Raw genomic sequence first — 24,624 nt, 5'->3', positions numbered from 1 at the left:
TGAAATTCTGCGATATAATGCCCACCTTTAGACTGAGCCTCATTGATCAAGATCAAACAGGCCGGACAATATTCACGACACTTGGAGTTCACAACGAATGCCAACAGTTATGCCCGACGTAGCCAACCAAACGCAGGCCCAGACAGAGGGAGCTCTCGATTGGGTTGGCATGAGCAATATTGAAGTTCCATTGATGGTAGCAGCAGCCGGCGTACCAGAACGCCCGGTAGCAGCTAAAGTGGAAGCTTTTGTCAATTTGAAAAACCCGAAAACCAAGGGTATTCACATGTCTCGCTTGTATTTGTTGCTGGACAAAATGTCGACCGAAGGTGAGCTCAGTCACGATACTTTAAAGCAGTTGCTGAATGACTTTATCGAAAGTCATAAAGACATCAGTGATCAGGCCTTTATTAAGTTTGATTTTGACTATCACCTGCGCCGCAAATCACTGATTAGCAAAAAGCAGGGCTGGAAAGCGTACCCCGTCAGCTTAACCGGCCGCTACGATGCGGGTCAGTTAAAGCTGGAGTTGTCTGTCGATGTCCCTTATTCATCGACTTGCCCTTGCTCTGCGGCTTTAGCGCGCCAGTTAATTCAGGATGCCTTTAGCGAGAAATTTGCCGGTCAGGAACAGGTAGATGCCAGCATCATGCACGAGTGGCTGGGTTCCACCGAAGGTATTGTTGCAACACCGCACAGCCAACGTTCAGTTGCTGAGGTTAAAGTTGCCTTAAGCGACAGTGTTAATGACTTTCCCATTGTAGAACTCATTGACGCCATTGAAGGGGCTCTTAAAACACCAGTACAAGCCGCCGTTAAACGTGAAGACGAGCAAGAGTTTGCGCGTTTAAATGGACAGAACCTGATGTTCTGTGAGGACGCCTCGCGTCGCTTACAACATCAGTTAAACCAGATGTCGAACTTCCGTGATTTCTGGTTGCGGGTTAACCACTATGAGTCACTGCACGCGCACGACGCAGTGAGTGTCACGACCAAAGGTGTTCCCGGCGGTTACTCGGCGTAAATCAGGTTAAATTAATTCCATAAGCAGCCATAACTGGCACAGCTTTTGCTTCACACCTCACAGAGCGTCAATTTTCTGATGAGGTGTGAAAAATGGAAATTATCCTGTTGTTGTTTGTTGTAGTGTTAATTGCGGTGGCTATTATTGCCAGCCGAATGTCTGAAAACTATGTGCCCTACCCTTATAAGCTAAAAGACGTTTCCTTGTGCACCGCGCAGGAAGATCAGTTTTTGACTCTACTGGAAAAGTCCGTCGGTGACAGCTTTCGCATATTCACTAAAGTTCGGTTAAGCGACATTGTAACCGTACGCTCGGGCTTGTCCTCAACCGCACGCAAAGATGCCCACAACAAAGCCAGCCAGCGCATTCTAGACTATGTGCTGTGCGACATTCACACCATGCAGGTTAAAGCAGCTATCGAGCTGGAACCGGGTCAGTCATCACTGAACCAGCAGAAACGTAACTTATTCCTGAAAAACACCTTAGCCGCTGCCGGACTGCCGTTCCTGCGCTTTAAAGCAAAACCTGGTTATCGGGTTGCCGAGCTACACGACTACATTCACGGTAAAATCCGTCAGGCTGAACATGTACGCGCCGCGGTACCCACAAATAAAGATAAGAATAAACAGCCAATTGCCGCTTAACTTGCTCCGTGGCAGTATAGCTGCATGAACACGGAACTTTTAACCGACATTATATTATCACCTGTTGCTCTGGCTCTGCTAGCTTTGCTGGCAGAGCGCTGGTTTCCCTGGCCGGAGCAGTGGCACCCCTTTGCCGTTTTGCGGCTAATGGCCGCCTACATGAGCGGCAAGGTTAACAGACCCAACCGCCCTGTCGGCCAGCAACGCCTTGCCGGTTTTTTGGCCTGGTTAACTATGTCACTGCTGGTATTACTGCCAGCGGCCATTGTATTTGCCGGTGCTGAAGTGTCTTTAGCTATTGGCTGGTTAATTTTACTGGTTAGCCTGCGTCAACAACCCGTCAGTCACGCCGTCAAACTAGCCGACAGCCATCTTCAGCGCGGCCGTAAGAACGCAGCCCGCGCCTGGCTAAGCCGCATAACATGGCGTGACTGCGATTTACTGAGTGAACACGGCATTGCCAAAACCAGCATCGAACTGCGCGCAACCAGTATTCTGGAGCATCGCTTTACACCTTTGCTCTTCTGGTTTGTTGGTGGGCCACTGGCGGCTCTTGGAGTACGAACCCTTTCTGAACTGACTCAGGTTTGGCCGGTTGCACAGGCAAAGTACCGACACTTTGGTCTGGCAACACACTGGCTTCACACCATCACGCATTTCTTACCTTCATTTATACTGGCCCTGGCAGCACGGTTTATGGCGCTATTTCAGCGTAATAAATTCAGGCTGCAGCCGTTAAAACGTAACCCTTTGTTCTCTACTATTTTGCTCAGCTGGCTGCAAAGCTTCAGCTATTGCCACCGGGTAAGTTTGGGCGGGCCTATACAAGTGCAGGGAATTCGTATCGCCAGACAACGTTTTGATGGACGACCTGCCGAGTTGTTAATACCGAGAGCTTCCCGCTGGCAAAGGCAATGGCAGGGCTTTTTCATTGCTTGTCTGCTTATTGCACTTTTTGCCTTGTTCATTTATCGACCCTGAGTGACTCATCGGGTATACTACGCGCCCTAATAAGCAACCGTTTAATATTATGAAAACCATTGATGTAGTCGGCATTGGCAATGCGCTGGTGGATCAGGAGTTTGAAGTCTCTGAGGACTTCCTGAAAAAGCACGATTTAAAAAAAGGCATGATGGAGCTGATTGATGAATACGCTCAAAACACTCTGATTGCAGAACTAAGCCAACTGGGCGAATTGAAAAAGCAAAGCGGCGGTGGCTCAGCAGCTAACTCGTTGGTGGCTTTCGCTCAATTCGGCGGCAAGGCCTACTACTGCTGTAAAGTTGCTGACGACGAAGCAGGCATGTTTTACCGTCAGGATTTAGAAAAAATAGGCATAGAAACCAGCCTTCACCAACAAAAGAATCCGGGCACTACTGGGCGCTGTCTGGTTATGGTGACTCCTGACGCCGAACGCACCATGCGTACTCATTTGGGCATAACGGCCGATTTATCTAGTGCGGAAATTGACGACCATGCCATTGCAGCGGCAGACTACCTTTATATTGAAGGTTATTTAATTACCTCAGAAATTGCGCGTGGCGCGATTCAGCATGCGAAAAAAGTGGCACGGGAAAACAATACAAAGCTGGTTATGACTTGCTCTGACCCTGCCATGGTGAAGTTTTTCCGTAGCGGAATTGATGAAATTCTGGATGGTGGTGTCGATTTAATGTTCTGCAACCGCGAAGAAGCAGAATTATTAACCGGTAAGGACGATCCTCAGGCGGCTTTATCCGTATTACTAAAGCAGGCCGACACGGTTGCTATTACTTTAGGTAAAGACGGTGCTGTAATTGCTAACCGTGAACGTCAGGTACATATTCCGGGCGTGCCGGTTAAAGCCATTGATACCAATGGTGCAGGCGACATGTTTGCTGGTGCTATGCTTTATGGTTTAACGCGTAATATGTCGCTGGAAGACGCTGGTCGTTTAGCCAGCCATGCGGCGGCGGAGCTGGTCACTGAATTTGGTCCCCGACTGAATAAAGACCGACAGCAACAATTAATTGAGCGCGTTATGAGCGCCCAAACTGCTTGAATTTACTTAAAATTCACTGACAGAAATCACTGAAAAAGAGAGTCACTATGAGTGCAGAAAATTCACAAGACTACAAAGTAGCAGATATTAGCTTAGCCGAATGGGGCCGCAAGGAAATTGCGATTGCTGAATCTGAAATGCCGGCGTTGATGACTATCCGCCGTAAATACGCTGACAGCAAACCACTGGCAGGTGCTCGTATTATTGGCTGTATTCACATGACCATTCAAACCGCCGTGTTGATTGAAACTTTGCTTGAACTGGGTGCCGAAGTGCGTTGGTCGTCGTGCAACATTTTCTCTACTCAGGACCACGCTGCTGCCGCTATGGCTGCTGCCGGTGTGCCGGTATTTGCCTGGAAAGGTGAAACCGAAGAAGAATACGACTGGTGCTTAAAGCAGACTTGTCACAAAGACGGCGAATTGTGGGATGCCAACATGATTCTGGACGACGGCGGTGATTTAACCCTGATGATCCACGACGAATTCCCGCAGATGCTGGAGAAAGTTCACGGCATTACTGAAGAAACCACTACCGGTGTTCACCGTTTGCTCGATATGCTGGAAAAAGGCACTCTGAAAGTACCGGCCATTAACGTGAACGATGCCGTAACTAAGTCAAAAAATGACAACAAGTACGGCTGCCGTCATTCACTAAACGATGCCATTAAGCGTTCCACTGACCACTTATTGTCAGGTAAGAAAGCTCTGGTAGTTGGTTACGGTGATGTGGGTAAAGGTTCTGCCGCTAGCCTGCGTCAGGAAGGCATGATTGTTAAAATCAGCGAAATTGACCCAATTTGTGCCATGCAGGCCTGCATGGACGGCTTTGAAGTGGTTTCTCCTTACCTTGAAGGCAAAAACAACGGTACCGGCGACAACATCAACAAAGACTTACTGAGCAATACCGACCTGATTGTCACCACAACCGGTAATATGGACGTGTGTGACCGCTACATGCTGGCGGCACTTAAGCCTACCGCTCTGGTTTGCAACATTGGCCACTTCGATAACGAGATTGATACAGCCTTTATGCGTAAAAACTGGCGCTGGGAAGAAATTAAGCCGCAGGTTCATAAAATTTACCGTTCAGACGACGACAACGACTACCTGATACTGCTGGCCGAAGGCCGTCTGGTTAACTTGGGTAACGCAACCGGTCACCCCAGCCGTATTATGGATGGTTCATTTGCTAACCAGGTACTTGCTCAAATTCACTTGTTCGAACAGAAATTTGCCGACATGGAAATTAAACAGCAGGAAGAGTATCTGCGTGTAGAAGTTCTGCCTAAGCAACTGGACGAAGAAGTCGCGCGTTATATGGTGCAGGGCTTCGGCGGTGTTATCACTAAGCTAACCGCGGATCAGGCTAACTACATTCACGTTGATGTGGAAGGTCCGTTTAAGACAGACGAGTACCGCTACTAATGAGCGATATTATTTATCGTGAAATAACGGCTGCCGATATGGCGGCCGTTATTGATCTGGCCAACGAAGTTCATGGCGACAACTACCTGAACGAAGACAGTTTCCAGCAGTATCTGGCTGGCGGAACCGCGGGTAACGTGCAGTTGAACTGGATAGCTTTGCGCGGCGAGACCCCGTTGGGCGTGCGCATTACCCTGGCGCCCGGACAATGGCCAATCGATGATTTTTGCACCCCAGACGCCTGGCCAATTCCAGCCGAGAAGCTGTGCTACTTTAAATGCGCGGCGGTGTCAGAAAAGGCACGCGGTCTGGGCATAGGCAAAGAACTGTTGTTCCGTAGTATTGAAACCGCCAAAGAACTGGGCTGCCGTGGTGGTTTAGCGCACATTTGGATGCAAAGCCCCAATAACAGCGCCTATGAATATTTCACCCGCTGCGGCGGTGAAATGATTAAGCAACATGAAAAGCGCTGGTACAAAGCCTCAGTAGAAGACGGTTACTATTGCCCAGTATGCGACGGCACCTGCTACTGCAACGCCGGCGAAATGCTGCTGAAATTCGATACGTAAGGCTCCGAATAGCGAGCGCTGAGGTTGCATGGGCTTGGGGCAGACTGCTCACTTGTTTCGCTTGAGCATTGAAGGCCTCTGTGGCGGAGACGCGACGAGCTCATCCATGAGGCGGGAGATAGTGAGCGCGCCAACGGTTACATAGGGCTATTGTGGAGGTGTGCAGCGCCATGGATGGCGCTGCCCAAGCCCTACACGGATGTATTCACGGGCGTCCTCCACAATAGCCCTTGTAACCTCAGCGCTCGCTGTCTTCCCTCTCCGTTTTATAGGTGGGTGTTTATGTATGATCCTTTGGTTAATGCGCCTCCGGGGCCTCATGATGCTCCTGAGCCTAGTTATTGGCAGCAGCATACGCAGGCCGAGTTTCCGGAGTGTGTGGATGCGCCGGAGGAAGTCGAATTTGCTGTTATTGGTGCGGGTTATACGGGGTTAAATGCGGCTCGGGTTCTGGCCGAAAATGGGCATTCTGTTGCAGTTTTTGAAGCCAACCAACTGGCCTGGGGTTGTTCGTCGCGTAATGCCGGGTTTGTGATGAAAAGTACCGGCCGACTGGGCTTGTCGGCCTGGGCTGAACGCCTTGGTGCTGACATTGCGCAAGACATTGCCGATGAACATCAAAAGGCACTGCAACTGGTTGAAGAAACTTTGCGTTATTGCCCTTCGCAGTGCCAGCGCCAAAACGGTGGCTACCTGAAAATAGCGCACCGCAACAGCGCCGTGGCACCATTGAAACAACAATATGAGCAGCTTAAAAAGTTTAATCAACCCGTTGAATGGCTCACCCAAAATCAACTCTCGGGGCTTATTTCAAGCCCACAGGCCCATGCCGCATTACGCTTTACTGATTGTTTTACCCTTAACCCCATTTTGTTAGCAGCAGCTACCGCGCGAAGGGCAACTGCCGCTGGTGCGCAATTAGTTGAACACTGCCCGGTAACTCAGGCCGTGTCACTTGGCGGCAAAGGAGTGTATCTGCAAACCGCCAAAGGCTCTGTACGCGCCCGTAAGCTGTTGGTTTGTTCTAATGGCTATACCTCAGGGAAACTGTTGCCGGAGCTTGCCAGCCGCTCGCTACCGGTACTCTCAAGCATTATTACCACCCCACCTCTGAGTAACGAACAGGTTGAGAGTATTAAGCTTTCACCTCAATACGCCATAATGGATACACGCATCCTGAAGTATTACTTCCGCTTACTGCCCGATAACCGCTTATTGTTTGGTGGTCGTGGTGCCATTCAAGGGAAAAGCGCAGAGAAGCCGATATATGCTAAACGCTTACTGCAGGCATTACACCAGACTTTCCCGCAACTGCGAGAAGTGAACAAGTGGGAGTATTTCTGGAGTGGCTGGGTCAGTGTGTCACTGGACGATTACCCGCGAGTAGGCAAAGTGAAAGATAATATCTACGCCAGCATGGGTTACTGCGGCGCCGGTGTTGGCTTTACCGCCCTGGCCGGTCAAAGACTGGCAGAAGCCGCCATGGAAAAAAACCTGCCCGAGCTACCGTACTACCAGTCAAAACTAAAGCCCTTTCCATTACCACGCTTCCGCCGCCTCGGCCAATGGCTCTACTACCACTACGGCCGCCTACGCGACTGAGGGGGGACAGGGGCAGGCTGCTCACTTGCTTCGCTTGAGCATTGAAAGCCTCTATGACGGAGACGCGACGAGCTCATCCATGAGAGCTTGACGAAGGCCATCCATGGCCTTCGACACTCCGCCACAGAGGCTTTCAACACTCGTAACGCTCACAAGTGAACAGCCTGCCCTTCTAATCTCTCTCATCACGGCTTAAGTGGCTTCTTAACTAAAGCGGAAGATAGTGAGCGCGCCGACGGTTACACAGGGCTATTGTGGAGGTGTGCAGCGCCATGGATGGCGCTGCCCAAGCCCTACAGGGATGTATTTACGGGCGTCCTCCACAATGGCCCTTGTAACCTCAGCGCTCGCTATTCAGCCCCGCTACAGGCCGAAGACGATTTTTTCGCTTTTGAGCATTCGGGCTATGTATTTCATGAGCAGCAGAGCGGCTGCCAGGGTGGCAATTGCGCTGATGACCGTTCCCATGACATTCACGTTCTCACCGCGTATCAGTGACAGAAAAGCCTGATGCTGACCGGTTAGCGGGAGATAGTAGAGAATTGGATTTTTAAGCCGTGCAAATTCGACACCGAATGACGCTGCCATGGGAATGATCAATAAGAAGCTGATGTAGGTTTGTGCTTCTTTGAAGTTTTTCGCGCGAAAGGACACAAACAATTGCAGGGCGGTCGCGAACAAAGCTAGCGGTACCAGCAAAACAAACATTAGTAGCATCATACCCACACTAAAGTTCACGTTCATACCAATTTCGTGTAATGGAACGTAGGCAAATATAATGGGTATGAGTACCAGTGACAGTATTGCCCCGAACAATGAAAAGGTCGTTGCGGTCAGTGCTTTACCGGTAACAATGTCCCAGGTGCTTAACGGCTGACTCAGCAAAAATTCCAGCGAGTTACGTTCACGCTCACCAGCACTGATATCAATAGCCACATTCATACCAGACCAGAATACAGACAAGATAATAAATACCAGCACACTGCCCATAATCAAGGCCGCTTTTGAGCCCCGGGTTGCTAAGTCTTGCTTTTGTAACTGTATTGGTTGCACGACACGCGGATCCACACCCCGTAAAGTCAGACGGTAAGCCGCTATTTGACTGGAGTATGCCTGAACGGCCTGCTCTACACGCTTAATTTCGGTCTGCTGTTTTTGTGCGGACCAGTCGGCGCGTAATGTTACCTCCACCGGTTCGGCTTTACTCACACTTTCCTGCCAGTTTTGCGGTAAGGTCAATATTATTGGCGTTTCGGTTTTCGCCCACTCCCCTTCTTTAGCAACAACACCACGTTCGTTCAAAAATTCAACGAGTTGAGGGGCATTTTCTTTGCCTTCAATGGTAATTTCAACGTCTGCTGGGTCGGTCAGTTGGGTTATTAAGAAAAAGAAGGCTACGGCCATTAATAAAGGGCCAAAAAACGCATAGGACATTGCCGCTAAAACAGAACGTTTATCACGAATAGCGTCCCGGAACTCTTTTTTCCATACGGAAGTTAATGCACTCATTAGGCTGCTATCCCCTCGTCGGTACCGATAATTTTAACGAAGGCGTCTTCCAGCTGTTGCTCGCCGGTCATATCGCACAGCTCCTGCGGTGTTCCTTCAGCTGCCACTTTGCCTTTTGCCATCACCACCACTCGGTCACATAGAGCGGCAACTTCCTGCATAACGTGACTGGAAAACAAGATACAGGTGCCTTGAGCGCGTTGTTCGCGCAACACATCTCTTAAAATTCGGGTACTCATCACGTCCAGACCGCGGCTGGGTTCATCCAGAATCAAGTGTTTCGGGCTGTGTACTAAAGCCTGAGCCAACGCTACTTTCATCCGCTGACCTTGTGAAAACCCGGCAGTACGACGGTCTGCAAGTTCTTTAATATCCAGTTTCTCTATCACCTTCTCAACCGCCTGCTTTTGCTCCGTGCCTTTTAGCCCGTGCAGCCCGGCGAAATAAGCTACTTGCTCGCGTACGGTCAAGCGTTCGTATAAACCGAATTTATCAGGGAATATACCGAGGTTACGGCGTGCATCAATCGGGTTCTGGTTGGCATCAACACCTTCAATCTCTGCTTTGCCGGTATCTGCCTGCAACAACCCGTAAATAATACGCAGACAAGTCGTTTTCCCGGCTCCGTTAGGCCCAAGAAGCCCGGTAATTTCGCCATCTTTTGCCTGAAATGAAAGAGAGTCCAGCGCTTGCACATTTTTGAATGTTTTTGTCAGTGCATCTACGTTTATCATTATTTATAGCCCCGCTGCATTCTGGTTCAGCACAAATGGCTTCAGCCTTTGTTCTTTTAAGCAGCTGCCATCAATATTTTCGATAGAACCTTGCTCGATAAAATCTGCAATGAGCTTATTAGCGCAGGTATGGCTGGCTATGGTATGCCCGGCGTTAGGTGCAATCAGATGTTTACTGTTAGGTAAGGTTCTGTGGGCAATTTCGCCCCATTCCGGAGGCGTCACCGGGTCCAGCTCTCCCGATAACAACAAAACCGGCTTATCACTAACAACCGGATCGGACCAATAAGATGGAACACTCGATGATTGCCAACCCGCACACATGTCGACAAAGGCATCACCGGTGCGGCTGCCAATAAACTCATTGTTGCCGTCCTGAGCGAAAAGCTCAGGAGTCGCCCTTGGCAAGTCTTCGCCACACACAACCGAGAGCATAAGCCCCAGGTAAATACTGTTTTGTGACATAGTACCGCCCATCAGCCCCAGTATTGCATGGTAGTTTCCTTCAGCTGCTGAGTGAATCGCGTAAGGCAATAACTGACGAGTACTGGGGTGATATAAAGCAACACGAATAATTGAGCTAAAACGCCCGGGAGTCAGTTTTATTTCCAGCGGCTCAAAAGAGAGGGGGTCACGCGTTTCCAGCAATATATTCTCAGCTTCAAGCTCACTCATCACCTCATAGTATTCTTGCTCTAGGTTAGGGAACTTCTCATGACACGGGCTTTGTTCGGAACAGTCTTTGAGCATTTCGTCAAATGCATTGGCTCCGTGTTGACCAAAAGGCCCGATGATCACCTGAGGCGGAGCTACGGCATCGAGGGTAGCCGTACGAACTGAGCTCGGTGCTTCACGTAAATAAGTTAGTCCAACGCGCGTTCCATAAGAGCCGCCATAAAGGTTCAGTTGCTCTATACCTAAATGTTCACGTACTCGCTCAAAGTCTTTAACTGCGTTAACCGTATGATATTGCGTTGTGTCTGTATCAGGGTACTGTTCCTGACATTCACGACTCAAGGCTCTAAGGTCCTGCTCATCGTCAGCTCGTATCAATTCATCAGGGCGTTCAATACCACATTCAAGCGGGTGACTTTTACCTGTGCCACGCTGATCAATTAGAAGGATATCGCGCTTTTGACGCACCGCTTCGAACATACGCGCTATCATTGGAGTTAATTCGGTAGCGGCCTGTCCCGGCCCTCCGGCCAGAATGAGCATAGGATCGGCTTGCGCTCCTTCCTGAATAGCGGGAAGAATCGCGTAGTAAATACCAATATGCTTGCCGTCGGGTTGTTCGTAATTTTCAGGAACTGAAACTGTGCCACAGTGCAGTTTCTCTTGCACGCCGGGTAAATAACAGCCCGAAGCTTCATTTATTTTTGTCTGTGCCTGACCGCTATGCGGTATCAGTCCCAGTAACAGTAGCGATAATGCCATCCATTGTTTCATAGCGGTTCCGTTTATATATGCAACGGATCTATTGTCGTAGAGAACAGGGGAGAATTACAAGGTAAGTCACTGATTGATTTGTTAGAAGATGTAAAAAAGCCCGCAAAAATTGCAGGCTTTTAGAAAATAATTTTATTAGTGCCTAACTTACAGGCCAGCGCGATCTTTAATTGCTACTGCAATTGCACTGCTGCCATGACCGTTAGATTGCGCCCATTCGTAGTCGCCAGAAGCTTTCAGTTCATCTACTGACAAGCGACCAACAATGAACTCACCAATGTCTTGTGAGCCATTTGACATGGCAAATTGCAATAAGCTCTGACCATTACACTGAATACCACTGTAAATATCGCGTACGCGGACACGAGCATCACGTAATTTTTTACGCATACGCATGGTGTCATCACCCTGTACGTATGTGCATAAGCTTAAGGCTAATTCATTTGCCTCTGCGCTCTTTGAAAACGTTACGCCAGTTGCCGCAACGGCAGCCATCATGGTGCCTAATACAATTGCTTTCATCTAAAACCCCATCACAAGATTGTTCAAAAATTCATCAAGATGATACTACGAACTCAAGCCTGCTGCAATGGCTTAAAATACATGTAAGTTACTGAATTTATAACTTCTTATTAACTTACTCTGTCGAAAATAAGAGTACTAAAGTTATGGGAGTTGCGCTCATCAGCGGCAAAGTTTTGCCGCTCTATCTCTTGCCAGTCGGCGACTTGATGATAATCGGGAAAGTAAGTATCACCCTCAACATTTAGTTCTATTTTAGTAACATATAGTCGGTCTGCGAGGGGTAAAAATTTCTCATAAATTTTTCCACCGCCGATAATCATGAGTTCCTCAACCGGACCTGCAGCGGCTATTGCCTGTTGCACCCCAGACACCCAAACCACCTGACTGTCCTGATTTTCCGAACGATCCGTTCGACGGCTTAGAACGATATTCTTGCGGCCGGGCAAAGGACGACCAATTGACTCAAAAGTCCGGCGCCCCATAACAATTGGCTTACCTAAGGTAATTTTTTTGAAATATTGCAACTCGTCCGGCAGGTGCCATGGCATTTTGTTATCTTTTCCAATAACCCGATTATCGGCCATAGCAACCACGAGTGATATTTTCATTCGGCGATATCCTTAATGCGTAGCCTGACGTTTACGTCAGGACCAAGACCTCACCTGACATGAATGTCAGGCTACTTCTGATAAATAACTTCGACGTCGTGATCATCGTCATCGTCGTCATCTTCGTCATCCATCTCTTCTTCAAGAACTTCTTCGTGGTAAGTGTCCCACATGAACTCGACCGGATCGGCTTCTTCATGCTGCTCAGTGTCAGGTGCTGGCAATGTTTCAAGATAAGACATTACCTCACGACAAAGCGCGTCGCTGCCACGCCCTTCCAGAGCTGCGATTTGGAACACCGGGCCGTCCCAGTTCAGAGATTTAACCAGCTCATCTACTTTTTCCTGAACCTCTTCGTCCAGCAGCAAGTCGACTTTATTGATGACCAGCCAGCGTGGCTTTTCAGCCAGTTTCGGGCTGTATTTTTCCAGCTCGTTGATAATAATACGCGCCTGCTCGGCAGGGTCGGTTTCATCAAACGGGGCTAAATCTACCAAGTGCAGTAATAAACGACAACGCTCTAAATGTTTTAGGAATTGTATGCCTAGTCCAGCACCTTCGGCCGCGCCTTCAATAAGACCGGGGATATCGGCAATAACAAAACTCTGATGCGGAGCGGGACGCACAACACCCAGGTTTGGTATCAGGGTGGTAAACGGATAGTCGGCTACTTTAGGGCGTGCTGCGGAAACCGAGCGAATAAAAGTCGATTTACCGGCATTCGGCATACCCAGCAAACCAACATCAGCCAACAACATCAGTTCCAGCTTTAGCGGGCGTACTTCGCCAGGAGTACCATCGGTTTTTTGTCGTGGCGCACGGTTTATACTGCTTTTAAAACGCGTATTACCCAGACCATGGAAACCACCTTTGGCTACCATTAAACGTTGACCGTGTTTCGTCAAATCGCCAAGAACTTCGCCAGTATCAATATCGGTAGCGCGGGTACCAGGAGGAACCGGCAGCACGATGTCGTTACCGCGCCTGCCCGTACAGTTTTTGCCCATACCGTTTTTACCGCGTTCAGCTTTATGAAAACGTTCAAAACGATAATCGATAAGGGTATTCAGGTTCTCGTCTGCTTCTAGATAGACATCACCGCCGTCGCCACCATCGCCGCCGTCAGGGCCGCCTTTGGGAATATATTTTTCGCGACGGAAACTGATACAACCATTACCACCGTCACCCGCGTCTACGCGGATTTCTACTTCATCAACGAATTTCATCGCAATCTGCTACTTATCACTTATAGAATACTGTGCAAAATTCTAGCACATATGAAAAAGCCCCGCCGTAAGGCAGGGCTTTCAGAACCGAAACTTTTCAGTTTATGTTCACATTATTAGTCAGTAATAACGCTCACAAATTTACGGTTTTTGCTGCCCTTCACATCAAAAGACACTTTGCCTTCTGAGGTTGCAAACAATGTGTGGTCTTTACCAATACCAACGTTCGCACCAGCGTGGAACTTAGTACCACGTTGACGAACCAGGATGTTGCCTGCTAACACAGACTCACCACCGAAGCGCTTAACACCGAGACGTTTACTCTCTGAGTCGCGACCGTTTTTAGTAGAACCACCAGCCTTTTTATGTGCCATGTCGTTACTCCTTAATTAGCTGTTGATACCAGTGATTTTCACTTCCGTGAACCACTGACGATGGCCTTGTTGACGGCGAGAATGCTTACGACGACGGAACTTAACGATTTTAATTTTATCGCCACGACCGTGATCAATCACTTCCGCTTTCACTTTACCACCGGACACGAACGGAGCACCGATGTTTACATCGTTGCCGTCAGAAACCATCAAAACCTGGTCGAATTCAACTACATCACCGGTAGCTGCTTCCAGTTTTTCCAGGCGGACGATTTGGCCTTCAGACACACGGTGCTGCTTACCGCCACTTTGGAATACTGCGTACATATTATTCTCCACAACCCTATTGGGCATCCAAATTCAAATCAGGGCGCGAATTGTACGTAATCCAGTCAGCGATCGCAACCCTTAATTTGAACTTAAAAGCGGCACCGCTTACCGCGGATTGAGTTTCCGCTCTGCTATAAATAGTGTACCATCTGTTTTCCGTTAAATTTTGTAAATAAACAGATATCTATGATGGATATGCAGTCCATTAACGCATTAGCCAAAGACGACATGCTTGGTGTTAATGCATTAATAGGTGAACAACTTCAATCGGATGTTGCCTTAATTAACCAATTAGGCCTTTATATTGTCAACAGTGGCGGTAAACGCTTACGGCCGCTGCTCGCCATATTAGCTTGTCGGGCTCTGGGTTATGAAGGTAACGATCACCGCAAACTTGCTACGATTATCGAGTTTATTCATACCGCGACTCTGCTTCACGATGATGTCGTTGATGAATCGGAACTGCGCCGCGGACGCAAAACCGCCAACGCAGTGTTCGGTAATGAAGCCAGCGTACTCGTTGGTGACTTCCTTTATACCCGCGCTTTTCAGTTAATGGTCGATTTAGACTCACTGCGGATTCTGCGGATTTTAGCGGATGCCACCAACATCATTTCTGAAGGTGAAGTACTGCAGTTAATGAACTGTAACGACCCAGATACCTCAGAAGCCAGCTACTTTAATGTTATTTACGGCAAAACCGCCAAGTTGTTTGAAGCAGCTACAGAGTTAGCCGGTGTCTTAACCGCACAAGACGAAAAAGTAACCCAGCAACTGGCCGACTACGGTCGTTACCTGGGCACTGCTTTTCAGCTGGTAGATGATTTAATGGATTACACCGCGGATAGCGAATCTATGGGTAAGAACGCCGGTGATGACCTAGCGGAAGGTAAGCCTACACTACCCTTGCTATACGCCATGTGGCACGGCAACGAAATAGAGCAAAAGCTGATTCGCGAAGCCATTGAGCAAGGCGACGGACGTGAGCACTTACAAACCGTGCTAACCGCTATGGAGCGGACAGGAGCCTTGCAGTACACCCGCGACAAAGCCTTAGAAGCCGCCGAACAAGCGCGTGAATCCCTAAGTGAACTCCCCGACTCCGACTACAAACAAGCCCTGCTCACCCTAACCCACCTTGCAGTCGACCGGGTGGCGTAAGAAATGCCTTGGGGGAGCGGGTTCTGTTTCGGAGGACGCCCCCAAGTACTTCCCTGTAGGGCTTGGGAGAGGGCAGATTGCTCACTTGTTTCGCTTGAGCATTGATAGCTTCTGTAGCGGAGACGCTACGAGCTCATCCATGAGGGCTTGACGAAGGCCATCCCTGGCCTTCGACACTCCGCTACAGAAGCTATCAACACTCGTAACGCTCACAAGTGAGCAACCTGCCCTCCAACCATTTTCGTAGCCTGATATTCACATCAGGTGGAAAGTCCAAAGATAACTCCTGACGTGAACGTCATATATGGTCCCCTCCCGTTTTGCAACGGCAACTCGTGGTAAATGTCGGGGCGCTCGCATATATACGGCCTGTTTATGGTGCGCGCTTTGCGCACCTGGCCTGGATGAACTCCGCACGACAACTGGCTTATCAGGCTAACGTACTTTATGTACGGACGTTCAACAGTCTCAGTTGTCGTCGGTTTACCCTATTTTACCATCCTGTTGACGTTTGCAACTCCCGGAAGGAATGAACCTTCGCTGTGCTCTTTTACTGAATGCTGTTAAGCAGCAGTCATCCGGTAATCTTCTTTATTCTTTAACATCGCCCAGATTATCCGGGCGTGCTTGTTAGCCAGTGCCACCGCTGCAACGTTGTTGCCTCTGCGTTTAGCGACATCCTGTGCCCAGAGGCTCAGCCTGTCGTGGCGCTGTTGTGCCACCCGCAGTGCCGAGCGGGCGCCATGCACCAGCAGTGTCCTGAGTTTGGTGTTCCCTTTTTTGGTAATACCGCCTAAACGGTCTTTACCGCCACTGCTGTTTTGCCGTGGTACCAGTCCCAGGTATTCCGACAGGTTGCGGCCGCGTTTAAATTCACTCACATCACCTATCAGTGCCAGCAGCGAGGTCGCTGTTATCGGTCCGATACCCGGCAGGGTCATCAGCCGCTGACTGTCTTCATTCCTTTCGGCCTGTGTCGCTAAGTGCTTATCCAGCGCTTTAACTTCTTCATCCACCGCTCGCAGCATCTGATAGAGCCGGTTGATGAGGTCCCGTGACTGAAGCGTCAGCGCATTGCTGTCGTCTTCCAGTACCTCCGGTACTCTCTGTAATATCGTACCGACTCGCTTCGGTAAAAGAATGCCGTATTCGGCCAGTTGCCCCCGCAACCTATTCGAGAACTGCGTTCTCGTCTGCACGAAGCCTTCCCGCTGATTGACCATCAATGCTAAGTCCTGCTGCTCAATGCTTTTCAGCCTGACCGTCTGACGGTTGGGTCGTGATGCCGCCTCGGCTATTGCCCGGGCGTCATTCGCATCGTTCTTCTCACCCTGCAGGTACGCTTTGACGAAACGCGGTGGCAACGCCACCGTTTTATAACCCAGCTTTTCACATTCGCGGCGCCAGTAATGACTCATGCCGCAGGACTCAACCGCTACTTCACAGTCATCCGTACGGCTCAGCGTCGCCAGCTTCGCTAACACTTTATTGCTGCGCAGTTTTTTATTAAAAACTTCCTGCTCATTTTCATCCAGCGCCAAAACCTGAATAAAATCCTTTGCCAAATCCAGGGCAATTCTGTTTACAATAGCCATTGGTCCTCTCCACTCTGTTCTATAGAAGCTTGAACCTCTATATTGGCACATTGCGATGCCGCTTAGGAGGGAGGGGACCATCTCATCAGGCTACATAACTTTCAGCAAATAGCGTGGAAGTATTGGGGGTGGTCAGTATTGGCGATACGCCATTGTGGGTTATCTGGAGAAAGTGTGCAGCGCCAAGGATGGCGCTGCCCAAGCCTTACAGGGACGTACTTGCAGGCGTCTTTCGGAAGATAACCTGCAATGGCCAGCCAATGCTGGCCCGCCCCAATATTTTCAAGAGCGGATTGCTGAAAGCTTAGCTGGCGAAGTCGATGCCAGTTTGGATGTCGCCTTTCAGGCCGTCTAGCATTTCGTCCATGCATTTTTGTTCGAATGCACTTAGCTTGCCGTAAGACAGGATTTCTTCGGCGCCGTTTTTGCCTAAGCGTACTGGCTGCGCGAAGAACTTAGCATTGTCGCCCGGGCCTTCTACGTAGGTGCACTCGATAGTGTCCTGACCTTGCAGGCCTTTCAGCAGTGACAAGGCAAAGCGTGCTGCTGCCTGACCCATAGAAAGGGTTGCTGAACCGCCGCCAGCTTTGGCTTCGACAACTTCAGTACCGGCATTCTGGATACGGTGAGTTAAGTCTTTGATTTCTTGCTCTGTAAACTCAACGCCTTCAACCTGAGACAGCAATGGCAAAATGGTTGTGCCGCTATGCCCACCGATAACTGGTACATTAACGTTTTCCGGGTTCAGACCACGCAACTCACCAACAAAGGCTTCTGAACGGATAACGTCCAGCGTAGTAACACCGAACAGTTTACGCTTATCGTAGCAGCCTGCTTTTTTCAGGACTTCGGCAGCGATTGGAACCGTGGTGTTTACTGGGTTAGTAATGATGCCAACACAGGCGTTAGGGCAGTTGTCTGCAACGCCTTGCACTAGGTTTTTAACGATGCCGGCGTTCATGTTGAACAGGTCAGAGCGATCCATACCCGGCTTACGTGGTACGCCGGCAGGAATCAATACGATGTCGCTGCCAACTAATGCTGATGCTAAGTCGTCTTTACCGAAGCCTGTTACTTTTACGTCGGTAGGGATATGACTTAAGTCAACCGCCACACCTGGAACTACTGGCGCAACGTCATACAACGATAATTCTGAACCTGCTGGTAATTGGGTTTTCAGAAGTAATGACAATGCCTGGCCGATACCACCGGCCGCACCTAATACGGCTACTTTCATCTCAGACTCCGTTTTTGTTGGTCAATTTAAACTGCTTAAAAATGCAGGATTTGGGGCAAAACTGTACTCCTATATCAATAAAAATACAACTTTGCGCGATACACATTCAGCACTCGAATAGCGCATCTTTATGCAGTACACTGTCTATTATTATAGCACGTAAACAGCATAGGAATTTGACACTCACATGGTGCAGGACACGTTACTCGAAGCTTTTAAAACTTTGCTCCGCGAAGAGCGTTACGGCTCTCAGGGAGAAATTGTTAACGCCTTAAAAGCCGAGGGCTTTGATAACATTAGCCAGTCTAAAGTGTCGCGCATGCTGAGTAAGCAAGGAGCGGTTCGTACCCGCAATGCGAAACAGGAAATGGTCTACTGTTTACCGCCTGATTTAGCCGTGCCTTCCACCCGGGCACCATTAAGCCAGCTTGTACTGGATATTCAGCATAATGATGTGATGGTCATTATTCGCACAAGCCCGGGCGCCGCCCAGTTAATTGCGCGGTTGCTGGATTCGGTCGGTAAAAAGGAAGGCGTACTTGGTACTATTGCTGGTGACGACACGATTTTTATTGCACCGCTTAAAGTTGCTGATATTGAATTCACTCTGCGAAAAGTACGCGAGCTGTTTGCGAATCAGGCGGTACTGCCCTCTTCATAGTCAGCTATGTCGTCGGCAACTTCTTTGTTCGCTTCCATAAAGCGCATTGAAGGAACAAAAAAACCTGAGCTGGACACGGCTTGTGAGTAATCTAGTAAAGGGTCGTAAGCTCCCTGTTCGTCGGCGTAATAACGGTTCTTTAGCCACTGAACAACCATTTTAGGCGAATGGCTAAAATACATTGCCAGAAGCCCCTGTTCGCGCAAGTCGCCCCAGGGCATATTCTGCCGCAATAGTGGAATAGGCTGTTCGCTACTATCAATTAAGCGACTTTTCGCAGCGTGAGTGACACCTTCGATTTTGGCTTCTGATAAACGTTCACCAGATACTTTCTCGCGTCCCATTAGCAGCTCCTGCTTTTCAGGGCCTAAGTAGTCCCAACGACGCAAGTCATGCCGAAACTTCTGTACGAATAAGTAGCTGCCGTCGACAAAGTCCGCATCGTCCTGCGCCTCAACTAAAGCGACATTACGCTTGCGCATACCCCGCGGGTTATCCGGCGCATCGATAAAGCCGGTTAAGTCGCGGCCGTCCAGATAACGAAAGGAACGGATTTGCTCAGCCACTTCAATGTCGTAGCCAAACCATTCCATTAACGTGCGTCCCGCCAAGTAGTTAGCGTCAAAACGATCACAACGAATCTGTATAACAAGATCATAGGGGTGTCTTGGCGCTTCACGGTCGCCATCGCTGAGCTCGGGAAAAGCCTGCAAGTGAAGCGGTCGCTTATGCGGATAAAGAATATCCCAGTAGTCCGCCCCTATGCCAACAAAGCCTGTTAACATGCCTTCAGAGAAACGGGCGTCAAGATCGCGTAAAATTGCTGGAAAACGAGCTAACTTGCGACGTAAACTTTCAACGTCGTCGCTCATGACATGACAAAACAACGTCAGACCATGCAGATTAGGTTCCGCGTAGACTCCTGACTGAGCTTTATCCACCCTATTCTCCCATTTAACTGTTATTTTTGTGGGTTCGTTCTATTCGCTTTTACATTAATTAGCGTAAGAGGCATTATAGAATGCCTGTATTCGTTATGACACCGCAAGGAAAAATCATGCGCAATCTGATACTTATTTTTGGTTTGCTGGGCGTTACTGCCTGCACCACCACAGCTGATAACCAAACCCAGCGTAGCAGCACACAGCAACTGAGCCCTGCTGCCGAGTTTCATCAGCTGGCTGACACTATCTGGGAAGAACTGAATAAGTCCAGCGATACTGAGCTGACCGATATGTCACCGGAGGCGTTAGAAAAACGCTATCAACAACGCTCAAAGTGGCTCGAACAGCTTAACGCCGTTAACCTTAACGCGCTTAGCCGGGATGACCAAATTAATCATGCGATGATCCATTATACGTTAAAAAATAAAGTAGATGAGTATCGTTTTAAAGCACACTACATGCCATTGACAGCAGAGGGTAGTTTCCATAGTTCTCTTGCTTTTATGCCATCGTACACCTCGTTCTCTTCGGCTGAAGATTATCAGAATTACATTGCGAAACTGCGTTCCATTCCTCGTTACATGGAACAACAAACGCATTGGTTGCGTAAGGCGATAGAAGAAGGTTATACCCAGCCAGCTGCCGCAATGGCGGGCTTTGAAGAGAGTATACTGGCCTACATTGTACAGGACGCTGATCAAAGCGTTTATTTCTCGCCGTTTTCCGAACAACCGGGCTTTATTAATGACGAGCAATGGAAGCAACTAAAAGAAGATGCCTTAACAGCCATTGACCAGCAAGTCATGCCGGCGTATGACGACTACTTCAACTTTATGGTCACCGAGTATCTTCCAAATGCACGTGAAACCATTGGTGCCAGCGAACTGCCGAATGGCGACGCTTTTTATCAAAACCGTATTAAACATTACACTACGTTAGATTTAACTGCGGATGAAATTCACCAAATTGGTCTACAGGAAGTGGCGCGTATTCGTGGTGAAATGCTGGAAGCTATTGAAGCAAGCGGGTTTGATGGCAGCTTTGATGAGTTCGTCGAGTTCTTACGTACCGACGACCAGTTCTATCCGGAAACCGCAGAAGAATTGCTGCATTACGCTGCCTGGATAGCAAAAAAGATGGATGGCGAATTACCCAAGCTGTTCAAGACCCTACCACGGAAGCCATACGGCATTGCCCCGGTTCCTGAAGAAATAGCACCGAAATACACCACAGGTCGCTATTCTGGAACGAATCGCGACGACCGCGCCGGTTTCTACTGGGTCAATACCTACGCACTGGATCGCCGTCCGTTATATCAGATGGAAGCGCTGACATTGCACGAAGCCGTTCCGGGTCATCATTTACAAAACGCTATTGCCGGCGAGTTGGAAGATTTACCAGAGTACCGCCAGCAAACCTATATTTCTGCGTTTGGTGAAGGTTGGGGTCTGTACTCTGAGTACTTAGGTCTGGAAGCCGGTTTCTATGAAGACCCTTACAGCAACTTTGGTCGTTTAAGCTACGAAATGTGGCGCGCGGCGCGCTTAGTGGTGGATACCGGTATGCATGCAAAAGGCTGGAGTCGTGAACGTGCAATGGACTTTATGGCCAATAACACCGCGTTGTCACTGCATAATGTGAAAACCGAAATTGACCGTTACATTACCTGGCCTGCGCAGGCACTTTCGTACAAGTTGGGCGAACTGACCATTAAGCGTTTGCGTGCAGAAGCCGAGCAACAGCTGGGTGATAAGTTCGATATTCGAGAATTCCACGATGCGGTACTGGAAAACGGCAGCGTGCCACTGAAAGTACTCGAGCAGCACATCAACGACTGGATTGCCGAGCAGAAATAGAACAAAAGCCCCGCTATCAGGTAGGGGCAGGTTCTTCACTTATTTCGCTTGAGCATTGAGTACTTCTGTGACGGAGACGCTACGAGCTCATCCATGAGGGCTTGACGAAGGCCTTCCATGGCCTTCGACACTCCGCCACAGAAGTACTCAACACTCATAACGCTCATAAGTGAAGAACCTGCCCCTTTCTTACGCACGCGCTAATCTTTCTTTTTCCTCACTAAGAGACAGTATCCCACCTGATGTGAACATCAGGCTACTGAATATCGGACACAAAAAAACCGCCGAAGCGGTTTTATAAATTGCTAATGAGTGCGATCAACGGTTGCGAGGACTCTTAACGAGGTGTGCAGCGCCATGGATGGCGCTGCCCAAGCCCTACAGGGAAGTACTTGCGGGCGTCCTCGTAAAGAGTCCTTGCAACCTAAGCACTCATTAAGCCACGTTGATGGTTGGGATGATGTTTTCCTTGGCCGCTTTTTCTGCGTCGCGGAAGGCATCCATCTGGTCGAAGTTCAGGTATTTATAGACTTCGCCAGCCATTGAGTTGATGTCCTGTGCGTACTCCAGGTATTCTTCCGGTGTTGGCAGACGACCAACAATTGCACCGACAGCGGCAAGCTCTGCAGAAGTCAGGTAAACGTTAGCGCCATCACCCAAACGGTTCGGGAAGTTACGGGTTGAGGTAGACAGCACCGTTGCGCCCGGTTCTACCCGTGCCTGGTTACCCATACACAGTGAACAACCCGGCATTTCGGTACGAACGCCATTACGCTCATAAATGTCGTAATACCCTTCAACTTCCAGCTGCGCTTTGTCCATTTTCGTTGGTGGTGCAATCCACAAACGGGTATTTAATGGGTCAGAGTTTTTCTCTAACAATTTACCCGCCGCACGGAAGTGACCAATGTTGGTCATGCACGAACCAATGAAGACTTCATCAACGTTATTACCTGAAACTTCGCTCAGGAACTTCGCGTCGTCCGGGTCGTTCGGGCAGCAAACGATAGGCTCTTTAATGTCGTTCAGGTCAATTTCGATAACCGTAGAATAGTCGGCATCTTTGTCGGCACGCGTTAGCTGCGGGTTCTCTAACCATTCTTCCATCTTACGGGCACGACGCTCCAACGTACGCGCATCGCCGTAGCCTTCGTTGATCATCCAACGCAGCATAGTGATGTTTGAACGCAGGTACTCGGCAACCGACTCTTCAGACAAATCGATGGTACAACCGGCAGCAGAACGCTCAGCAGAAGCATCAGACAATTCAAATGCCTGCTCAACGGTTAAGTGATCAAGACCTTCAATTTCTAAGATACGACCTGAGAAAATGTTCTTCTTGCCACGCTTATCAACGGTCAGGTGACCTTCTTTGATAGCGAATGCAGGAATGGCATGAACTAAGTCACGCAGGGTGATACCCGGCTGCATTTCACCTTTAAAGCGCACCAATACAGATTCAGGCATATCCAGCGGCATAACACCGGTAGCTGCAGCGAACGCGACCAGACCAGAGCCTGCCGGGAATGAAATGCCCAGCGGGAAACGCGTGTGCGAATCGCCACCAGTACCAACTGTGTCTGGCAACAACATACGGTTCAACCAGCTGTGGATGATACCGTCGCCAGGACGCAAACTTACGCCGCCACGGTTCATGATAAAGTCAGGCAAGGTGTGCTGAGTTTCAACGTCAACGGGCTTAGGATAAGCGGCGGTGTGGCAGAACGACTGCATAACTAAGTCTGAGTTAAAACCAAGGCATGCCAGGTCTTTTAGTTCGTCACGAGTCATAGGACCGGTAGTGTCCTGAGAGCCGACAGTGGTCATCTTAGGTTCGCAATAAGCGCCCGGACGAACACCTTCCATACCACAAGCTTTACCGACCAACTTCTGCGCCAGCGAGAAACCTTTACCGCTGTCTGCCGGTTGCTCTGGCTTACGGAATAAGTCTGATGGACCCATGCCCAGAGATTCACGTGCTTTTTCTGTCAGGCCACGACCAATGATCAGGTTAATACGGCCACCGGCACGGACTTCATCCAGAATGACGCGGGACGCATAATCGTATTCAGCGATAATTTCGCCGGCTTCGTTCTCGATTTTGCCTTCGTATGGGTAGATAGTGATGACATCGCCCATGTTCATTTTTTCAACGTCGGCTTCAAACACCAACGCACCTGCGTCTTTCATGGTATTGAAGAAAATAGGCGCAACTTTAGAACCGATGCAGATACCGCCGGCACGTTTGTTCGGTGTGCCCGGCATGTCTTCGCCGATGTTCCACAATACCGAGTTGGTCGCTGATTTCCGTGAAGAACCGGTACCCACTACGTCGCCAACGAAGGCAACCGGGTGACCTTTTTCTTTTAATTCTTCAATCTGCTTGCCCGCATCGGTAATGCCTTCGCGTGGCATTTTGTACATCGCTTTAGCATGCAAAGGAATGTCCGGACGAGACCATGCATCTGGTGCCGGAGACAGATCATCGGTATTGGTTTCGCCAGTCACTTTAAAGACAGTTGCTTTAATGGACTTAGCCAGCTCGTCGCTGTTGGTAAACCATTCAGCATTGGCCCAGGATTCAACCACTTCTTTCGCCAGCGCATTACCGGCTTTCATTTTCTCTTCCACGTCGTGGAAAGCGTCGAACATTAAGATGGTTTCTTTCAGTTCTTTTGCCGCCAGTTCAGCCAGCTGAGAGTCGTCCAGCAATTCCACCAAAGTGACGATGTTGTAACCGCCGTGCATATTGCCCAACAGCTTCACTGCGTATTCTTTACTCACAACCGGACTTTCAATTTCGCCCTTAACAACGGCGCTTAAAAAGCCTGCTTTAACATAGGCTGCTTCATCCACGCCCGGCGGTACACGCTCGGCCAGCAGCTCAACCAGGAAGTCTTCCTCGCCTGCTGGGGGATTTTTCAGTAATTCCACTAAATCGGCTACTTGCTCGGCATTTAATGGCTTCGGAGGGATGCCTTCTGCGGCGCGCTCTTCTACGTGCTGACGATATTCTTTAAGCACTTATAGTACCTCTCATTTGCTTGCATGAATTCTAGACGGTTCACTAGTGCGGCGCATTATACGGATTTTACTGTTAAATTCCCA

The 24,624-nt window shown here is 49.3% G+C and carries 22 protein-coding genes; 10 read left to right on the top strand and 12 right to left on the bottom strand.

Features of this window, described 5'->3' with window-relative positions; translation table 11 throughout:
- Positions 1–97: 97 nt before the first annotated feature.
- From folE2 to IL_RS02455, 7 genes are all read left to right on the top strand, one after another.
- Positions 98–1,024, top strand: a complete 927-nt coding sequence (gene folE2, locus IL_RS02485; protein WP_011233750.1) for a GTP cyclohydrolase FolE2 — start codon at positions 98–100, stop codon at positions 1,022–1,024.
- Between the two features lie 92 nt (positions 1,025–1,116).
- Positions 1,117–1,668 (top strand): DUF2726 domain-containing protein, encoded by a 552-nt coding sequence (locus IL_RS02480; protein ID WP_011233749.1) that lies wholly within the window; start codon positions 1,117–1,119, stop codon positions 1,666–1,668.
- A 24-nt stretch (positions 1,669–1,692) separates the two neighbouring features.
- A complete protein-coding gene (locus IL_RS02475) occupies positions 1,693–2,649 on the top strand; it encodes a cobalamin biosynthesis protein CobD/CbiB (protein WP_011233748.1) in 957 nt (318 codons plus the stop codon).
- A gap of 49 nt (positions 2,650–2,698) precedes the next feature.
- Positions 2,699–3,709, top strand: coding sequence for an adenosine kinase (locus IL_RS02470; protein WP_011233747.1), 1,011 nt, complete (start codon positions 2,699–2,701; stop codon positions 3,707–3,709).
- A gap of 47 nt (positions 3,710–3,756) precedes the next feature.
- Positions 3,757–5,136, top strand: a complete 1,380-nt coding sequence (gene ahcY / locus IL_RS02465; protein ID WP_011233746.1) for an adenosylhomocysteinase — start codon at positions 3,757–3,759, stop codon at positions 5,134–5,136.
- Positions 5,136–5,705, top strand: coding sequence for a GNAT family N-acetyltransferase (locus tag IL_RS02460; protein ID WP_011233745.1), 570 nt, complete (start codon positions 5,136–5,138; stop codon positions 5,703–5,705). Before ahcY ends, IL_RS02460 begins: the two co-directional genes overlap by 1 nt.
- Before the next feature lie 282 nt (positions 5,706–5,987).
- Positions 5,988–7,307, top strand: a complete 1,320-nt coding sequence (locus IL_RS02455) for an NAD(P)/FAD-dependent oxidoreductase (RefSeq protein WP_011233744.1) — start codon at positions 5,988–5,990, stop codon at positions 7,305–7,307.
- Positions 7,308–7,670: 363 nt separating this feature from the next.
- Here IL_RS02455 and IL_RS02450 read toward each other — a convergent pair whose 3' ends face one another.
- The 8 genes from IL_RS02450 to rplU form a co-directional block, all read right to left on the bottom strand.
- Positions 7,671–8,816 carry an ABC transporter permease gene (locus IL_RS02450; RefSeq protein ID WP_011233743.1) on the bottom strand — a complete coding sequence of 382 codons (1,146 nt, stop codon included), beginning with the start codon at positions 8,814–8,816 and terminating at the stop codon, positions 7,671–7,673.
- Complete coding sequence (locus tag IL_RS02445) at positions 8,816–9,550, bottom strand: ATP-binding cassette domain-containing protein (protein WP_011233742.1); 735 nt, start codon at positions 9,548–9,550, stop codon at positions 8,816–8,818. The genes IL_RS02450 and IL_RS02445 overlap by 1 nt, the downstream gene beginning before the upstream one ends.
- Before the next feature lie 3 nt (positions 9,551–9,553).
- Complete coding sequence (locus IL_RS02440; RefSeq protein WP_011233741.1) at positions 9,554–10,999, bottom strand: alpha/beta hydrolase; 1,446 nt, start codon at positions 10,997–10,999, stop codon at positions 9,554–9,556.
- A 147-nt stretch (positions 11,000–11,146) separates the two neighbouring features.
- A complete protein-coding gene (locus tag IL_RS02435; RefSeq protein WP_011233740.1) occupies positions 11,147–11,521 on the bottom strand; it encodes a DUF3718 domain-containing protein in 375 nt (124 codons plus the stop codon).
- Positions 11,522–11,631: 110 nt separating this feature from the next.
- Positions 11,632–12,132, bottom strand: coding sequence for a type 3 dihydrofolate reductase (folA, locus tag IL_RS02430; RefSeq protein WP_011233739.1), 501 nt, complete (start codon positions 12,130–12,132; stop codon positions 11,632–11,634).
- 71 nt (positions 12,133–12,203) lie between these two features.
- Complete coding sequence (gene cgtA / locus IL_RS02425) at positions 12,204–13,358, bottom strand: Obg family GTPase CgtA (protein ID WP_011233738.1); 1,155 nt, start codon at positions 13,356–13,358, stop codon at positions 12,204–12,206.
- Positions 13,359–13,474: 116 nt separating this feature from the next.
- Positions 13,475–13,732 (bottom strand): 50S ribosomal protein L27, encoded by a 258-nt coding sequence (rpmA, locus tag IL_RS02420; RefSeq protein ID WP_011233737.1) that lies wholly within the window; start codon positions 13,730–13,732, stop codon positions 13,475–13,477.
- Positions 13,733–13,747: 15 nt separating this feature from the next.
- The gene (gene rplU, locus IL_RS02415) at positions 13,748–14,059 is read right to left on the bottom strand and encodes a 50S ribosomal protein L21 (protein ID WP_011233736.1); all 312 of its coding nucleotides are present in this window, start codon (positions 14,057–14,059) and stop codon (positions 13,748–13,750) included.
- Positions 14,060–14,251: 192 nt separating this feature from the next.
- Here rplU and ispB point away from each other — a divergent pair, with 192 nt between their 5' ends.
- Positions 14,252–15,223, top strand: coding sequence for an octaprenyl diphosphate synthase (gene ispB / locus IL_RS02410; RefSeq protein WP_016341272.1), 972 nt, complete (start codon positions 14,252–14,254; stop codon positions 15,221–15,223).
- A gap of 563 nt (positions 15,224–15,786) precedes the next feature.
- On the opposite strand, the gene IL_RS02405 is transcribed toward ispB, so the two are convergent.
- Together IL_RS02405 and mdh are read right to left on the bottom strand one after the other, a co-directional pair.
- A complete protein-coding gene (locus tag IL_RS02405; protein WP_011233734.1) occupies positions 15,787–16,818 on the bottom strand; it encodes an IS110 family transposase in 1,032 nt (343 codons plus the stop codon).
- A 304-nt stretch (positions 16,819–17,122) separates the two neighbouring features.
- Entirely contained in the window at positions 17,123–18,055 is a 933-nt protein-coding gene (gene mdh, locus IL_RS02395; RefSeq protein ID WP_011233733.1) for a malate dehydrogenase, read from the bottom strand.
- Between the two features lie 187 nt (positions 18,056–18,242).
- Here mdh and argR point away from each other — a divergent pair, with 187 nt between their 5' ends.
- Positions 18,243–18,716, top strand: coding sequence for a transcriptional regulator ArgR (argR, locus tag IL_RS02390; RefSeq protein WP_011233732.1), 474 nt, complete (start codon positions 18,243–18,245; stop codon positions 18,714–18,716).
- Here argR and IL_RS02385 read toward each other — a convergent pair.
- The gene (locus IL_RS02385) at positions 18,692–19,657 is read right to left on the bottom strand and encodes a Dyp-type peroxidase (RefSeq protein WP_011233731.1); all 966 of its coding nucleotides are present in this window, start codon (positions 19,655–19,657) and stop codon (positions 18,692–18,694) included. The two genes, argR and IL_RS02385, sit on opposite strands and share 25 nt — an antisense overlap.
- A gap of 116 nt (positions 19,658–19,773) precedes the next feature.
- Here IL_RS02385 and IL_RS02380 point away from each other — a divergent pair, with 116 nt between their 5' ends.
- A complete protein-coding gene (locus tag IL_RS02380; protein WP_016341271.1) occupies positions 19,774–21,516 on the top strand; it encodes a DUF885 domain-containing protein in 1,743 nt (580 codons plus the stop codon).
- Between the two features lie 435 nt (positions 21,517–21,951).
- On the opposite strand, the gene acnB is transcribed toward IL_RS02380, so the two are convergent.
- Positions 21,952–24,540, bottom strand: a complete 2,589-nt coding sequence (gene acnB, locus IL_RS02375) for a bifunctional aconitate hydratase 2/2-methylisocitrate dehydratase (protein ID WP_011233729.1) — start codon at positions 24,538–24,540, stop codon at positions 21,952–21,954.
- Between the last annotated feature and the right edge of the window lie 84 nt (positions 24,541–24,624).

The organism is Idiomarina loihiensis L2TR, assembly GCF_000008465.1.
Classification (GTDB): domain Bacteria; phylum Pseudomonadota; class Gammaproteobacteria; order Enterobacterales; family Alteromonadaceae; genus Idiomarina; species Idiomarina loihiensis.
This window is presented reverse-complemented; position numbering and strand designations above follow the sequence as displayed.

What these genes read in the sequence shown, in the direction of transcription:
- folA (WP_011233739.1), bottom strand. Translation starts at nt 12,132, where the DNA reads ATGAAAATATCACTCGTGGTTGCTATGGCCGATAATCGGGTTATTGGA.
- IL_RS02445 (WP_011233742.1), bottom strand. Translation starts at nt 9,550, where the DNA reads ATGATAAACGTAGATGCACTGACAAAAACATTCAAAAATGTGCAAGCG.
- IL_RS02455 (WP_011233744.1), top strand. Translation starts at nt 5,988, where the DNA reads ATGTATGATCCTTTGGTTAATGCGCCTCCGGGGCCTCATGATGCTCCT.
- IL_RS02460 (WP_011233745.1), top strand. Translation starts at nt 5,136, where the DNA reads ATGAGCGATATTATTTATCGTGAAATAACGGCTGCCGATATGGCGGCC.
- IL_RS02450 (WP_011233743.1), bottom strand. Translation starts at nt 8,816, where the DNA reads ATGAGTGCATTAACTTCCGTATGGAAAAAAGAGTTCCGGGACGCTATT.
- IL_RS02480 (WP_011233749.1), top strand. Translation starts at nt 1,117, where the DNA reads ATGGAAATTATCCTGTTGTTGTTTGTTGTAGTGTTAATTGCGGTGGCT.
- mdh (WP_011233733.1), bottom strand. Translation starts at nt 18,055, where the DNA reads ATGAAAGTAGCCGTATTAGGTGCGGCCGGTGGTATCGGCCAGGCATTG.
- cgtA (WP_011233738.1), bottom strand. Translation starts at nt 13,358, where the DNA reads ATGAAATTCGTTGATGAAGTAGAAATCCGCGTAGACGCGGGTGACGGT.
- rpmA (WP_011233737.1), bottom strand. Translation starts at nt 13,732, where the DNA reads ATGGCACATAAAAAGGCTGGTGGTTCTACTAAAAACGGTCGCGACTCA.
- rplU (WP_011233736.1), bottom strand. Translation starts at nt 14,059, where the DNA reads ATGTACGCAGTATTCCAAAGTGGCGGTAAGCAGCACCGTGTGTCTGAA.
- folE2 (WP_011233750.1), top strand. Translation starts at nt 98, where the DNA reads ATGCCAACAGTTATGCCCGACGTAGCCAACCAAACGCAGGCCCAGACA.
- IL_RS02470 (WP_011233747.1), top strand. Translation starts at nt 2,699, where the DNA reads ATGAAAACCATTGATGTAGTCGGCATTGGCAATGCGCTGGTGGATCAG.
- IL_RS02475 (WP_011233748.1), top strand. Translation starts at nt 1,693, where the DNA reads ATGAACACGGAACTTTTAACCGACATTATATTATCACCTGTTGCTCTG.
- argR (WP_011233732.1), top strand. Translation starts at nt 18,243, where the DNA reads ATGGTGCAGGACACGTTACTCGAAGCTTTTAAAACTTTGCTCCGCGAA.
- ahcY (WP_011233746.1), top strand. Translation starts at nt 3,757, where the DNA reads ATGAGTGCAGAAAATTCACAAGACTACAAAGTAGCAGATATTAGCTTA.
- IL_RS02435 (WP_011233740.1), bottom strand. Translation starts at nt 11,521, where the DNA reads ATGAAAGCAATTGTATTAGGCACCATGATGGCTGCCGTTGCGGCAACT.
- ispB (WP_016341272.1), top strand. Translation starts at nt 14,252, where the DNA reads ATGGATATGCAGTCCATTAACGCATTAGCCAAAGACGACATGCTTGGT.
- IL_RS02440 (WP_011233741.1), bottom strand. Translation starts at nt 10,999, where the DNA reads ATGAAACAATGGATGGCATTATCGCTACTGTTACTGGGACTGATACCG.
- IL_RS02405 (WP_011233734.1), bottom strand. Translation starts at nt 16,818, where the DNA reads ATGGCTATTGTAAACAGAATTGCCCTGGATTTGGCAAAGGATTTTATT.
- IL_RS02380 (WP_016341271.1), top strand. Translation starts at nt 19,774, where the DNA reads ATGCGCAATCTGATACTTATTTTTGGTTTGCTGGGCGTTACTGCCTGC.